The 14,081-nt window shown below is 70.7% G+C and carries 11 protein-coding genes and 1 pseudogene; 6 read left to right on the top strand and 6 right to left on the bottom strand.

The genetic code is table 11. The features are described 5' to 3' along the window. Positions 1-14: 14 nt before the first annotated feature. Positions 15-1,070, bottom strand: a complete 1,056-nt coding sequence (locus ACFYSH_RS15515; protein ID WP_359472005.1) for a helix-turn-helix domain-containing protein — start codon at positions 1,068-1,070, stop codon at positions 15-17. A gap of 262 nt (positions 1,071-1,332) precedes the next feature. Between ACFYSH_RS15515 and ACFYSH_RS15510 the strand changes: the two are divergent. Together ACFYSH_RS15510 and ACFYSH_RS15505 are read left to right on the top strand one after the other, a co-directional pair. Then, positions 1,333-1,740 (top strand): annotated as a pseudogene (locus ACFYSH_RS15510) (DUF5753 domain-containing protein); the annotation flags it as partial. Then, positions 1,737-1,946: a DUF397 domain-containing protein gene (locus ACFYSH_RS15505; protein WP_359472007.1), complete on the top strand. Its 210-nt coding sequence runs from the start codon at positions 1,737-1,739 to the stop codon at positions 1,944-1,946. The pseudogene ACFYSH_RS15510 and the gene ACFYSH_RS15505, both read left to right, overlap by 4 nt. A gap of 79 nt (positions 1,947-2,025) precedes the next feature. On the opposite strand, the gene ACFYSH_RS15500 is transcribed toward ACFYSH_RS15505, so the two are convergent. Continuing rightward, positions 2,026-3,303, bottom strand: a complete 1,278-nt coding sequence (locus ACFYSH_RS15500; protein WP_359472009.1) for an LCP family protein — start codon at positions 3,301-3,303, stop codon at positions 2,026-2,028. A 119-nt stretch (positions 3,304-3,422) separates the two neighbouring features. On the opposite strand from ACFYSH_RS15500, the gene ACFYSH_RS15495 reads away from it, so the two are divergent. Continuing rightward, positions 3,423-3,986 carry an acyl-CoA thioesterase gene (locus ACFYSH_RS15495; protein ID WP_359472011.1) on the top strand — a complete coding sequence of 188 codons (564 nt, stop codon included), beginning with the start codon at positions 3,423-3,425 and terminating at the stop codon, positions 3,984-3,986. 42 nt (positions 3,987-4,028) lie between these two features. Here ACFYSH_RS15495 and ACFYSH_RS15490 read toward each other — a convergent pair whose 3' ends face one another. Then, on the bottom strand, positions 4,029-5,393 hold the full coding sequence (locus ACFYSH_RS15490; RefSeq protein ID WP_359472014.1) for an LCP family protein: 1,365 nt from the start codon (positions 5,391-5,393) through the stop codon (positions 4,029-4,031). A gap of 332 nt (positions 5,394-5,725) precedes the next feature. Between ACFYSH_RS15490 and ACFYSH_RS15485 the strand changes: the two genes are divergently transcribed. After that, positions 5,726-6,748: a glycosyltransferase family 2 protein gene (locus tag ACFYSH_RS15485; protein ID WP_388752844.1), complete on the top strand. Its 1,023-nt coding sequence runs from the start codon at positions 5,726-5,728 to the stop codon at positions 6,746-6,748. Positions 6,749-6,812: 64 nt separating this feature from the next. Here ACFYSH_RS15485 and ACFYSH_RS15480 read toward each other — a convergent pair whose 3' ends face one another. The 3 genes from ACFYSH_RS15480 to ACFYSH_RS15470 all read right to left on the bottom strand — a co-directional run bounded on the left by ACFYSH_RS15480 (position 6,813) and on the right by ACFYSH_RS15470 (position 11,250). After that, positions 6,813-8,510: an LCP family protein gene (locus ACFYSH_RS15480; protein ID WP_388752841.1), complete on the bottom strand. Its 1,698-nt coding sequence runs from the start codon at positions 8,508-8,510 to the stop codon at positions 6,813-6,815. A 469-nt stretch (positions 8,511-8,979) separates the two neighbouring features. Continuing rightward, positions 8,980-10,275: an LCP family protein gene (locus ACFYSH_RS15475; protein ID WP_359472018.1), complete on the bottom strand. Its 1,296-nt coding sequence runs from the start codon at positions 10,273-10,275 to the stop codon at positions 8,980-8,982. 222 nt (positions 10,276-10,497) lie between these two features. Next, positions 10,498-11,250, bottom strand: coding sequence for a TIGR03089 family protein (locus ACFYSH_RS15470; protein WP_359472020.1), 753 nt, complete (start codon positions 11,248-11,250; stop codon positions 10,498-10,500). Between the two features lie 139 nt (positions 11,251-11,389). Here ACFYSH_RS15470 and ACFYSH_RS15465 point away from each other — a divergent pair, with 139 nt between their 5' ends. Both ACFYSH_RS15465 and ACFYSH_RS15460 read left to right on the top strand, forming a co-directional pair. Continuing rightward, a complete protein-coding gene (locus ACFYSH_RS15465) occupies positions 11,390-12,832 on the top strand; it encodes an N-acetylmuramoyl-L-alanine amidase (protein ID WP_359472022.1) in 1,443 nt (480 codons plus the stop codon). A gap of 77 nt (positions 12,833-12,909) precedes the next feature. Then, positions 12,910-14,001, top strand: a complete 1,092-nt coding sequence (locus ACFYSH_RS15460; protein WP_359472024.1) for an NDP-sugar synthase — start codon at positions 12,910-12,912, stop codon at positions 13,999-14,001. The last annotated feature ends 80 nt before the right edge of the window (positions 14,002-14,081 follow it).

Genomic DNA, 14,081 nt, shown 5'->3' with positions numbered 1-14,081 from the left:
GATGGTGTGCCGGGTCAGGCCGCTGCTTGTGCCTCCGCACGGCAGTCGCGGCAGTGTCCGGGGTGCCGGGAGCGGAAGGCGCGGTCGCAGCGGTCGCAGTTCTGGAGCGGGATGACGATCACTCCGGGGCGCGGCGGGGGCGCGAGATCGTGGGCGCCGGGCAGTGGTGGCGGCAGCAGGGTCGTGATCCGGTGGCGCAGGAGCTTCGCCGGATGCCGGAGCGGAACCGGCAGGTCGTGGGTCAGGGCGTGGCGGATGGTGTCGGGGTGGGCATCGCGTTCGAGCCAGGCGGCGACACCGGGAGTGAGGGTGTTGACGTCCTGCTCGGAGAGCGTGAGCTGGGGTGCGCGGCGGCGCAGGTCGGCGAGGAGCGCGGAAGCCGCCCGCTGGAGCTCCTCGGTGAGCGCCTGAGGCTGGGGCAGCGGCGGTGGTGGGGCGATGCGTGCGGTGGGAGGCGGTACGAGGACGGGGGCGGCTTGCGCGTGCGGTGCGGGTGCTGAAGCCGCTGCGGGTTCCGGCTGCGGCGTCGTGACCGGCAGGGGTGCGGGCGGCTTCGGCGCAGGGTCGGGGGCACCGGCGCCCGCCGGCTCGGGCAGCTCCCGGGGTGGCTCGGATGCGGGCTCGCTCTGACGGGCCGCGTGCGGCGGAGGTACGGCCGGCCTGGGCCTGGTCTGCGGCCGGGGCGGGGCGGTGGGCGTGTCCGCGCCCGGCTGGTTGTACGAGAGCGTGCGCGTCACGATGCGGCCGCCGGGGAGGCGTACGCGGCTGCGGTGGAGGTAACCGGAGGCTTCCAGCTCCCGCAGGGCGGCGGCGATGCGGGTCTCGCTCTCCGGGAAGCGCTCGGCGAGGTGCTTGATGCCGATCTTGGCTCCGGCCGGCAGCGACTGGATGTGCACGGCGAGCCCGATCGCGACGAGCGAGAGGCCGCGGTGCTGGGCCAGGTGGTTGCCGATCACCGTGAACGCGGCGGCGTGCCGGACGTTGAGGTGGATGACACCGGATGACGGTGTGACGTCCCCGGATGACGGGGGCGGGGCGCACGGGGGCGCGATAATCTGCTGGGTATCCATCGGGAAGCTCCACACTTCCTCGGTGGTCAGGCCCTCGACCGAGATTGGCGTCTCGTCGGGGGCCGTCGCATGTCTGTGGTGGTCGGGGCGAGCATATGCCTGCTAAGCCACCCTAAATCCAGCTCAGTTGCCCTATGTCACCCGCGCGAGTGATGTGGGCGGTGTGGGGTCGGGTGGGGTGGGAAGGGTAATTTCTCCAGGTTCTTTAAAAGCCTTATGCGTCGCGGGATGCCGCGTCGCGGCTCACCGGGTCGTGGGTTCCCGCATGGTGGACGCCCGCATGGCTCGGCGTTCAGTCTTTGAGCGCGAACCAGCCCCGGAATTCAGTTTCGTCCAGGAAGAGATGACGCTGCGCCGCCCCATCGGAGGGACAATGGTGCTGCGCCGACAGCTTGAACGCCTCGTAGCGGTAGGGAACTTGCCGAACGTGGAGATCCAGGTGATGCCTACGTGCCGGGGAGATCACCCCGGCACGGGTGGGCGGATCCAGGTGTTGAAGTTCGGGGACGGCTCGGCTGTGGGGCGTACGGACAACGAGTTCGCCGGCCGCCCCGTATCCGACCCGAAGCAGCTCCGAATCCTCGAACTGAGGTATGGCATCATCCGGGCTCGGGCTCTCTCGCCAGGGGAGTCGCTGGCCTTCATCGAGCAAGTGCTGGGAGAGACATGATCCGCAAGGTCATTGCCGAGGAAGCATCCGGGCTGGAGTGGTCCAAGAGCAGCTACAGCGACAGCAGCGACGGCAACGACTGTGTCGAGGTCGCCGCCCGCCCGCGATCCGTCCTGGTCCGCGACTCCAAGGACACGTCCGGCCCTCGGCTCGGATTCGCCCCGTCCGTCTGGGCGGCATTCGTGGAGCACGCCTCCCGGGGCTGACCGGGCAGCGCGGCAGGTACGTACGACGAGGGCGGGCCGGGGACATCCCCGGCCCGCCCTCGTCGTGTGATGCCGCCGGTCAGCTGCCCTTGACCGTGACCTTCTCGTCGTTCTTCAGCTGGTCCACGAGCTTCTTGACCTCGTCCTTGTCCCAGACCAGGTTGCCGTTCACGGTCTGGCCCGAGAGCGGGATGTTCATCGACGTACCCTCGCCGCCGGTGACGCCCTTCATCGCGAAGAACATGTTGCCGAGCGACCAGAGCGACATGTCCTTGTCGACGATCAGCGTGTCCAGGCCCGCGCCCATCGTCGGGTAGAGCTTGAACGGGTTGATGATCGTGGACGGGGTCGCCGTCTGGGAGGCCAGGGCCGCGAGGAACTTCTGCTGGTTCTTCGTACGGTCGAGGTCGCTGCCCGCGAAGGCGTACCGGGTGCGGACGAAGGCGAGGGACTGCTCGCCGTTCAGCGTCTGCTTGCCGGCCTGGAAGTCGGCGCCGGACTTCTTGTCCTTGAACGCCTTGGGGATGTCCATCTCGACGCCGCCGATGGCGTCCACGATCTTGGCGAAGCCGCCGAAGCCGATCTCGACGTAGTGGTCGATGCGCAGCCCGGTGTTGAACTCGACCGTGCGGACCAGCAGCTCAGGGCCGTCCTCCGCGTAGGCGGCGTTCAGCTTCACCTGGCGGCCCGTGCCCTCGAACTTCTTGCCGGACTCGGAGCCGACGAAGGAGGGGATCTCGACGTTGGAGTCACGGGGCAGGGAGATCAGCGTCGGGCCGTTGGAGCCGTCGTGCAGAATCATCATCGAGTCGGTCCGCTTGCCCTCGGCGGAGCCGGTGTGCAGCTTCTTCTTGTCCTCGGCCGTCATGCCCTCGCGGCTGTCCGAGCCCACGACCAGGTAGTTCGTGCCATCGCCCTCGGCGGGGCGGTCGATGACCTTGGCGAGGTCGACCTCGCGCTTGAGCTTGCCGTCGGCCCAGAAGTACGTGCCGACGGAGACGGCGAGCACCACGACGACCAGGGTCAGTGCGCCGACCTTGATCCGCCGGCCCCAGTTCGGCGCAGCGCGGGGCTGTACGTAACCGCTGTCACCGCCGCGGCCGCCGCCCTGACCTCCGCCGCGCTGACCGCCGCCGTAGACCTGGCCCGTGTTGTAGCCGCTGTCGTAGCCGGGGGCCTCGCCGTAGCCGCCCTGGCCCTGGCCCTGCTGCGGCGGGATCCGGGGCGGGGACTGCGGCGGTGCGGGGCGCCGCCGGACGTGCGGCATGGCGCGGGCACTCTCGGGCTGAGAGTTCGCACTGCCCCGCCCGTAGCGCTCGTCGGGTCCGCCGTTCCGTCCTTCGGGCCAATCGCTCATGCGGACCAGTGTGCCGTCTCGACCTGTGCCTCTTACAGGGTGTACGGGGGATCGGGGCACGGCTGTTGCGAAGCTGATGCAATGCAACCGGGTGCAAGCCCCCGCATAAGGTGGACGGTATGACAGATCAGTCCCGGTCGACTCAGTCCCCGCCGCCGGAGGGCGATATTCCGGTCAAGCCGACCTCCGCCTCCCGGACCACCCTCAGCCACATCATGACCGGCAACGACACCAACCTCCTGGGCACGGTGCACGGCGGTGTGATCATGAAGCTGGTCGACGACGCGGCCGGCGCGGTCGCGGGCCGGCACTCCGGCGGGCCGGCCGTGACGGCCTCGATGGACGAAATGGTCTTCCTGGAGCCCGTCCGCGTGGGTGACCTCGTGCACGTACGCGCCCAGGTCAACTGGACCGGCCGCTCCTCGATGGAGGTCGGCGTCCGCGTCATGGCCGAGCGGTGGAACGAATCGACCCCCGCCCAGCAGGTCGGCAGCGCCTACCTGGTGTTCGCGGCGGTCGACGAGGACGGCAAGCCGCGCCACGTGCCGCAGGTGGCTCCGGAGACCGAGCGCGACAAGCGGCGCTACCAGGAGGCCCAGATCCGCCGTACGCACCGCCTCGCCCGGCGCCGCGCGATCAAGGAGCTGCGCGAACAGCGGGCGGCCGAAGGCATCGACGACTGATCACGGGCGCCCGGCGTCGCGAGGGTGACCACCCGGGGGCGGTCACGGGCAGACCACCTCGTCGCCCGTCACCGTGTCGAATGCGCCACGCTGCGCGTCCTCGGCCTTCACCTGCTGCACCTTGGTGAAGTCCGAGCCCGCCGTGACCCTCATCGTCCGGCCCTGCCCCTTCACCGCCCTGAGCTCGCAGCCGGGCAGCGCGGTGGCCAGGGACTTCGCCGACCGGTCCCACCGCGGGTCGTAGGTGACCAGTGTCCGCCGGAGATTGCGCGGTCCGCCGTTCAGCGGGGAGCGGGTGGTGTCGAACCCCGTGCCGCGCAGTGCCGCGTCGACCTTCTGGCCGAACCCGTCCTTCGGCGTCCCGTTGTAGACCTGCACCCGGATCTGTTCCGGTGCCACACCGACGGGTGTCGCCTCGGGCCTGTCCTGCCGGTGCGGGGCGAGCGGCTGGTCCTCGCGCAGGGCCCGGAACAACTTCTTCGACTTCTCGGCGTCCCACTTCACCGTGGAGCCGATGCCCTTGACCTGGTAGCCCTCCTCCTCGAGGGGGACGGAGGCGAATTCGGACGAGGCCGGGGTGAAGCCGCGCATGGCCCTGCCGAGCTCCAGCATCTGATCCGTACCGAACCCCTTGTCGGCGCGGACCGATGCGAGCATCGACGAGGCGACCTGCTGGAATCTCATCGGGTTCATCAGCACGCCGCTGCTGGTCGTCTGCTTGATCAGCGCGGCCATGAACTTCTGCTGGCGCTGCATCCGTCCCAGGTCGGCCGCCCCGTCGAGATGCCGGGAGCGTACGTACTGGAGGGCCTGGCCACCGTCGAGCTCGTGGGTGCCTGCGGTGAGGTCCAGGCCGGTGTAGGAGTCCTTGAGCGGCTCGGCGGTGCAGATCTTCACCCCGCCGAGGGTGTCGACCGTCTTCATGAAGCTGGTGAAGTCGATCTCCAGGTAATGGTCGATCTTGACGCCCGTCATCTGCTCGACGGTCCGCACGGTGAGACGGGGCCCGCCCTCCGCGTAGGCGGCGTTCAGCTTCACCGGATGGGGGGAGTGCTCCTTGCCGGTGGTGCTGTCGGTGTGGGCCGGGAGCTCGGCATAGCTGTCGCGCGGCAGGCTGACGACGCTGGCCCGCTGCTTGTCGGCGGAGACGTGCACGAGCATCAGGGTGTCGGTGCAGTGGCAGGGCTCTCCGCCCAGCTTGTACTTCGCCCTCTCCGTCGCGCTGATCGTGTCGCGGCCGTCGGTGCCGACGAGCAGGAAATTCATGCCGTGGCCGCCCTGGGGACGGTTCTTCATGTCCTTGAACGGGTCGACCCGGTCGATCCCCGTCTCCAGACCGCTCACCACGGCATGGCCGATGCCGCTCGCGCCGAGCACCAGCACGGACAGTCCGGTGGCGACCCGCATGCCCCATCGGGGTGATGACTTCCGGGCACCGGCCCGGTTCCGCCCGGCGGCGGGGCCGCCGACTGCGGGCTGCCGTGGCGGCCTGCGCTGCGGTGGAGCGGTCCGGGGGTGCGGGGGACGGGGCGATCGGTGCGGCGTGGGCACGAGGGACACCTCCGCGGTGCGAGTGGGACTTTCGCACGGTAGGCCCATACGATCTGCAGACCGGGAGGAGACCCGGCGGCGCGCGCCGCAGTCCCCCGTTCGCGGTAACGTGGCGGCCGAATCACGCCGCCTCCTGGGGTGCGAAACCCCCGGAACCCTGGCACCCCCGAGGACCCCCCGAGGACCACATGTCTGCCGCGCAGTACCCCGCCGTCTCCGTGATCATGCCGGTGCTCAACGAGGAACGCCATCTCAGGAACTCGGTCCGGCACATCCTGGAGCAGGAGTACGCCGGGGAGATGGAGGTGGTGATCGCCCTCGGACCTTCGAGCGACCGTACGGACGAGATCGCTGCCGAGCTGGTCCGGGAGGACACCCGGGTCCACACCGTCCCCAACCCGACCGGCCGCACCCCGGCCGCGCTCAACGCCGCGATCAAGGCGTCCCGGCACCCGATCGTGGTACGGGTGGACGGCCATGGCATGCTCTCGCCGAACTACATCGCGACCGCGGTCCGGCTCCTGGAGGAGACCGGTGCGCAGAACGTCGGCGGCATCATGCACGCCGAGGGCGAGAACGCCTGGGAGGACGCCGTCGCCGCCGCGATGACCTCGAAGATAGGCGTCGGCAACGCGGCCTTCCACACCGGGGGGAAGGCGGGCCCGGCGGAGACCGTGTATCTGGGGGTCTTCCGCCGCGAGGCGCTGGAGCGTGCCGACGGCTACAACGTGGAGTTCATCCGCGCCCAGGACTGGGAGCTGAACTTCCGGATCCGCGAGGCGGGCGGCCTGATCTGGTTCTCGCCCGAGCTGAAGGTGCAGTACCGCCCGCGCCCCAGCATCCGTGCCCTGTCCAAGCAGTACAAGGAGTACGGCCGCTGGCGCCACGTCGTGGCCCGCTACCACTCCGGTTCGATCAACCTGCGTTATCTGGCCCCGCCGACCGCCGTCTGCGCCATAGCCGCGGGCATCGTCGTCGGCGCCGCCGTCACCCCGTGGGCGTTCGTCGTGCCGGCCGGGTACGCAGCGGCCATCGTCGCCGGGTCGTTGCCCGCCGGGAAGGGCCTGTCGCTGAAGGCGCGGGCGCAGATCCCGGTGGCGCTGGCCACCATGCACATGTCCTGGGGGTACGGCTTCCTGACCAGCCCCCGCTCGCTGGCGAGGAAGGTCATCGCCAGCCGCCGCCCGGCTGTGCGGGAGCAGACGGCCTGACCGTCGTCCGCACAGCGAGGAGGGCCCCGCCGTCGCCGGAGGGGCCCTCCTCGCATGCCCGAGGTCACCAGGTGAAACTCGGGTTGACCTTCATGCACGCCTGCTCGTCCGCGCCGTTGAGGGGATTCGCCGAGTCCGGCGTCTTCTCCTCCGCGGCCTTCGCGGGGTACGCCCCGTCCTCGCGCCAGTCGGCTCCCACGGCCAGGACGACGCCCGAGACGTCGGTCGACTTCTTCACCTGGGCCGCGGGGATTCCGAGCGCCTTGGCGACCGCCTGCGCGTCGCCCTCCATGTCCGCGCTGGGGTAGAGGACGCCGGTCGTGGCGACCGCCTCGACGTTCTGCGAGTCGACCGTCGCCTTGACGAATCCCGCCTCCGTGAGCGACTCCGCGACCGTGCCCGCCCGGCCCCGGGCCGGACCGAGGACGTCCGTGGAGGTCGCGTTGCGCACGCTGACCGCGATCTCGGCGTCGGGGGCGGCCTGGTCCTCGACGACGGGAGTCTTACGCTTCGACGCCTTGCCGTCCAGCGGGATGTCCTCGCGGATCATCCGGAACACCTGCTCGGCCTCGTCGGGCTTGGGATACACACGGCCGCGGAACTGTCCCGTGCCGTAGACGTTCGGCATGGTCGTCATGGTGATGCGGTCGGTCGGGACCTTCTTGAGCTCCTCGGCCAGGTCGTACAGCTTCTTGACGGTGTCGAGCCCCGTGTCGACCGTGAGCGCGCTGGTGGCAGCCTCGGCGAGGTCCATCAGCTTGACGGGGTCGGTGAGCTTGGTGCCCTTGCGCAGCTCGCGGACCATCGAGTTCAGGTACTGGTGCTGGGCCTTGGTCCGGCCGAGGTCCGTGTTGTCCTCGAAGCCGTACCGGGTCCGCAGCCACTGGAGGGCCTGCTCGCCCTTGACGGAGGTGGTGCCCTTCTCCAGCTTCAGGCCCGACCCCTTTCCGTCACCGGTGTGCGAGTAGACGTTGGCGTCGACACAGACGGGGACGCCGCCGACCGCGTCGGCCATGGAGACCACACCCGCGAAGTCGATCATCATGAAGTGGTCGATGGTGACGCCGGTGAGTTCGTACCAGGCGGCCACCGTGCACCCGGGGCCGCCGCGCCCCAGGCTCTCGTTGGTCTGGACGTCCACCGTGCCGGCCGGGTACACCTCGTCGGTGTCGGGGTCGGTGCACTTGGGCATCTTCAGCATGGTGTCGCGCGGCATGCTGAGGACCGAGATGTTGCTGCGGTCCGCGGAGAGGTGGAGCAGCATCTGCACGTCGGCGAGCGGGGTGCCTCCGAAGGTCTCCTTCGCGCCGCCCAGCTTCTGGTTGGCCGTGGAGTCCCGGGCGTCGGAACCGATGAGCAGGATGTTCAGAGGGGTCTGCCCGGCGGCGTTGGCCTTGTGGTCGGCCATCTGCTTGTCGCCGAGGGTCAGATCCTCTTTCCTGATGTTGCCGTTGAGGTGCTTGTAGTACACGTAACCGGCGCCGCCGGTGCCGAGTATGAGCAGCGCGAGGACCGACGCCACCCAGCGCAGCACTCTGCGCTTCCCGCCCTTGGCGGCCCCCCGGGTACGGCGGTCGGGCCCCGTCGGCTCCTGACCGCCCGTCTGCTCGGGCCCGCCCTGCGGCGGGGCCGTCCGGCCCTGCCGGTCGTGGCCGCTCCGCCCGGCCCGGACGCCGGCCGCATCGCCTCCGCCGTTGCCCGGCGGCCCGTCGTGCCGGCCGCGTGGCCGTGTCCCCTCCCCGCGCATGCTGCTCCGTCCCACCAGGACCCCCCTGTTCCTCAGAATTCCGTTGTGGCGCGACGACCCGTCGTCACTTCGCGCATTCCGCCTTGCCGGCGCTTGCTCTCTGTATGTCTTCCGGCGCCATCGCCGGACCGCTGACGGGCACCCCCGCACCCTCGACGTTCCTTCCCGGGGGCGACGCCATCGCCTGAATGCCTCCGGCGCCGGCGGCTTTCTGCTTCAGCGCGGTGGCGGGCAGGCCCATGAGGTACGCGAGGGCGCGCGCCCGGTCCGCCTGCTCAGGCCGGATCGACTCTGTCCCGGGGTGGGTCGGTCGCCGTCCGTCATGGCTCCGGCCGTGCGCGGCCTGATGGCCACGCGTACCGGATCGCGTCACACTATCCGGCGGAATCGGCCCCAGGGTGCGCGCGTGACACAGTCCACGCCCCTTATAGCTGGTCATTCCGCCTATTCCGTTCCGATTGCCGTCCATGTCTTGAGAATCGCTTCACGAGCCGCACAGGTCATCCGCCGCATTCGACCCCGAATAGGTGGGTGCGGGGGTCGGGCTCGCTTCTGCGTCGTCGGACTTCTGTCCGGACGGGTCCGTGGCGGAGCTGTGCTTTTCCTGTGCGTCACCGGAATTGATGTCGGCGGCGGGGGCCACGGCGACGGGCTCGTCCTCGCGCAGTCGCGTGAACAACCGGTCCGCGTCCGGCTGCACGAGCTCGTCCCGGTTCGCGTCGGCGTGGTAGGCCCGCCGGGGGACGGTCAGGAACTGCACCTTCTCGGTCGGCACGTTCCGCATCCCGCGCACCAGGTCGTACAGGTCCCGCAGGGAATCGAGGCCCGGGTCCGTGGTGAGCGACTTGGTCGCCGCGTCCAGCACCGGGTAGAGCCGCGTCGGGTTCAGCAGAACCCCGTTGCTCTGCATCTTGTTGACGAGGGCTCCCAGGAACTTCTGCTGCCGGTCCATGCGCTCGGTGTCGCTGCCGTCGCCGATCGACTTCCGGGCCCGTACGTATCCCAGGGCCTTCTCGCCGTCGAGTTTCTGGCGGCCCGCGGGCAGCTCGAGACGGGCGTCGGCGTCGTCGACCGGCTCCTTGAGGCAGACCTCGACGCCGTCCACGGCGTCGACCATGTCCTTGAAGCCGTGGAAGTCGATGACCATGTGGTGGTCGACGCGAATGCCCGTCATCTTCTCCACCGTACGGATGGTGCAGGCCGTGCCGCCCAGCTCGAAGGCCGAGTTGAACTGGGCGAACCGTTTCCCTGTGGCCTTGCCGTCAGTCGTGTGGCAGCTGGGGATCTCGGCCATCAGGTCGCGCGGTACCGACACCGCCGTCGCGCTCTCGCGGTCGGCTGCGAGGTGGAGCAGGATCGTGGTGTCCGAGCGCTGGCTGCCGCCGTCGTCCCGCCCGTACGTGCTGTTGTCGCCGGAGCGGGTGTCGGAGCCGATGAGCAGGATGTTCTGGGCGTCCCGCGCGACCGGCAGCGGGCGCTCCTTCTCGTACGCCTTGAGCTCGGCGGCGGCGCTCGTGTCGGTCCTGATGTTGCCGTCGAGCTTGTTGTACAGCCACCAGCCGGCCCCGGCGGCGACGAGCAGGAGGAACGACGCGCCCAGTGCGGTCCAGCGGAGCCAGGGGCGCCCGGGGGCCTGCGGTCCGCGCCCGGGCCGACTGCCCCAGGTGCCGGCAGCCGCGGAGGTCTCCTGCGACCCGCCCTCCGGCCCGCCCCCGGCCGAGTCGTCCGGGCGGTCCGGTTCGGCCGGGGTGCCGGGGCTGTCGCTCACGTCTGCGTCCATCCTTCACGTTCGGCGGCGCGAGGAGCCGCCGGTCGCAGGAGTAGACGGCTGAACCTCACGCTTGGTTGTGCATCCAGGCGGTGTTCTCGGCGGTGCTGCGTACCGCCCGACATGTACCGCCCGATCATGTACCGCCGTCGGTGCCCAGTCCCGGGGGCTCGGCCCGCCATGGGCCGGACGAGTGTTCCTGTCATACCGCGCGCTTGTCGCACCGCGCGCTCGTCAGGCCGCGGTGCCGGTGACCCGCTCGCTCTCGACGCGCTTGGCCAGCCCGTCCTCGTCCAGCCGGTCGAGGTGACGGCACAGGACCACGGAGGCCCCGGCGGCCAGCGGTGCGAAGAGCCCGGCGGACAGCCCCTCCCAGGTGTCGTACGAACGGCCCGTCAGCAGCCGGGACCCCGGACCGAGTCCCAGCTCCGCCGCGTCCTCGCGGGCCCGCGCGACCAGCTTGTCCGCCGTCAGGGCTGTGCCGCCCACCGTCAGCGCGATGGCCGACGGGTCCACCGGGGTGTACGGGGCGAAGCGGTCGCCCTGCCCCGGCACCTCCACGGCGTAGTCGGCGAACCCCTCGGGAGGCTGCGGGAACCGGCCGCCCAGCGGACGCAGGGCCAGCGCGACCCGCTCGCCGCGGCAGGCGCGGGCCCGGTCGAGCGTGTCCGGTCCGGTGACGACCAGCTCGGCGGACGCCGGGTCGCCCTGGACCTCGGCGACGACGCCCACCGACGAGCAGGCCAGCAGCCAGACGGCCGACTGCCAGTGGGCGGGGAGCAGCAGAGCGAGCCGGTCGCCCGGCTCGGCGGCGAGGTCGCCCTGGAGCAGATTGGCCGTCTTGGCCACCCAATTGGCGAAGGTGGCCACCGACAGTTCGACGCGTTCTCCGGTTGCGTCGTCGTAGAAGGTGACGAGGGGGCGGGCGGGGTCCGCGGCGAGCGCGGATCGCAGCAGGTCGGCAGGGGTGCGATCACTGGCGTTCATCCGCGCAAGGGTACGCGGCGGAGTCGGCTCGACGGGGTGTGACGAGAGCCCCGTACACCGGATCGGCAGACGGGGCGTCAGGTGGAGGTGGCTGCACTCCAGTAGCCGGAAATGCCGGACTCCGTCAAGGCTTTCCTGTATGCGTGCACTTCTTGCAACCTCGATCGGCGTAACCTGCGCGACGGCACTCACCCTTCCGCTCGCCGCGCCCGCACCCGCCGCCCCCGTCCAGGCCCCGGTCGCACAGGCGCCCGCGGCCACCCCGGCCGAGCCCGCGGGGTCGACCCAGTCACTGCCCCTGCGGCCGCTCACCGACGCGACGCCGCGGGGCTCCGGTCAGCCCACCGCATCCATGGATCGCGCAGCCGCTCAAGGGCTGCTCCGGCGGGACTCGCACCGCTTCTCACTCGTCGGCGTGGTCTGGGACGACGCCGACGCCGAACTGCACGGCACCGTCCAGGTCCGCACCCGTGCGACCGGCACCACCAGGTGGTCCGGCTGGCAGTCCCTCGAGACGCACAACACCGACCACGCCGCCGACGCGGGCAGCCCCGAGCGTGAATCAGGCACGGTGCGGGGCTCCACCGCTCCCCTCTGGGTCGGTGACTCGGACGGCGTCGAGGTACGCGTACGTGCCGAGGGCGTCGGGCCGCGAAGCGACGCGGCCGGCACCGCGCCGCTCCCCGCGGGTCTCCAGGTGGAACTCGTCGACCCGGGCGAGGACCCGGAGCAGCCGCGTGCCGAGGGGAGCCCCACCACCGGCACTCCGACCGCCGTCACACCGTCGGCGGGCACGGCGACGCCCGCCACGGCCGTCCAGCTCGGAGCCCTGCCGGAGTCCGCGGTTCTCACCGTGGCGGCGGCCGAGAGCTCCGCCGTCAACGCCGACCTCGCCCCGCTGGGCGCCTCCACGATCCTTCCTCTGAGCAAGGCCGAGTCGGAGGAGCAGGCAGTCGTCGCAGCGGGTGCCAAGCCGTTCGTGGGGCCGCGCCCGGGCATCGTCACCCGCAAGGGCTGGGGCGCCGACGAGAGCCTGCGCGAACGCACCTTCGCCTACACCTCGACCGTCAAGGCAGCCTTCGTGCACCACAGCGCCACCGGCAACAACTACACCTGCGCCCAGGCGCCCTCCGTCCTGCGCAGTATCTACCGCTACCACGTCAAGAGCAGCGGCTGGCGGGACATCGGCTACAACTTCGCCGTCGACAAGTGCGGAAACATCTACGAAGGGCGCGCCGGGGGCGTGTCCAAGGCGGTCCTCGGGGCCCACACCCTCGGTTTCAACACGAACAGCATGGGCATCGCCGTACTCGGAAGCTACGGCTCGAAGAATCCGCCCGCCGCAGCGGTCACCGCGATCGCCAGACTCACCGCGTGGAAGCTGGGTCTGTTCGGCCGCAACCCCAAGGGCAAGGTCACGCTCGTCTCCGGGGGAAGCGGCAAGTACAAGAAGGGCGCGAAGGCCAAACTCCACGTCATCTCCGGGCACCGCGACGGGTTCGCAACCGAATGCCCCGGAATTCGTCTCTACAAGAAGCTCGGCACGGCCCGGACCAGTTCGGCCAAGCTGCAGGGCCGCTGACCGGGAGGCTCCGAACGGTCTGCATACACTGGCCAGCCGAACGAGGCCCGGCCCCAGCAGGAAGCAGAGACGGTGCTGTGACAGAGGCAAGAGAAGCGATCCTCCTGGTCGGTGGCAAGGGCACCCGACTCCGTCCGCTCACGGTGCACACACCGAAGCCGATGGTCCCCGCGGCGGGGGTGCCCTTCCTCACGCACCAGCTGGCGCGTGCCAGGGCGGCCGGGGTGGAGCACATCGTGCTGGCGACCTCCTACCTCGCGGAGGTGTTCGAACCGCACTTCGGTGACGGTGCGTCGCTGGGCCTCTCCATCGAGTACGTCACCGAGGACGAACCCCTCGGTACCGGCGGAGCCATCCGCAACGTGGCGTCGCGGCTGACCGCGGGCCCGGACGAACCCGTCATCGTGTTCAACGGGGACATCCTCACCGGCCTCGACATCCGGGCCCTGGTCGCCGCGCACGCCACCTCCGGGGCGGACGTCTCCCTCCACCTCACCAGAGTGGAGGACCCGCGCGCCTTCGGTCTCGTACCGACGGACGGCACGGGCAGGGTGACGGCCTTCCTGGAGAAGCCGCAGACACCCGAGGAGATAGTCACCGACCAGATCAACGCCGGGGCGTACGTCTTCCGCAGGTCGGTCATCGACACCGTCCCGGCCGGCCGGCCGGTCTCCGTCGAGCGAGAGACCTTCCCCGGCCTGCTGGCCGACGGAGCCCATCTCCAGGGCATGGTGGACTCCACGTACTGGCTGGACCTCGGCACCCCGCAGGCTTTCGTACGCGGCTCGGCCGACCTGGTCCTCGGCCGCGCCCCGTCCCCCGCGGTCCCCGGCCGCTGCGGCGACCGGCTCGTCCTGCCCACCGCCTCCGTGGCCGCCGACGCCAAGCTCACCGGCGGTACGGTCATCGGTGAGGGCGCGCTGATCGGTCAGGGCGCCAGGATCTCGGGCTCCACCGTGCTGGCCGGCGCCGTCGTGGAACCGGGCGCGGTGATCACCGACTCGCTGGTCGGAGCCGGCGCGCGGATCGGCAGCCGCTCCGTCCTCACGGGCGCGGTGATCGGTGACGGCGCCCAGGTCGGCGCCGACAACGAGCTGCGCGACGGGATCCGGATCTGGTGCGGCGCGGTCCTTCCGGCCGGCTCGGTCCGCTTCTCGTCCGACCAGTGAACGGTGTCGTCGGCCGGTGAACGGTCTCGTCGTCCCGTGAACGGTCTCGTCGGCCCGTGAACGGTCGTCGTCGGCCGTAC

It is taken from the genome of Streptomyces sp. NPDC005791 (assembly GCF_042871485.1).
Taxonomy (GTDB): domain Bacteria; phylum Actinomycetota; class Actinomycetes; order Streptomycetales; family Streptomycetaceae; genus Streptomyces.
Note: the sequence above shows the minus strand (reverse complement) of the source record. Positions and strands in the feature narration are given on the sequence as shown.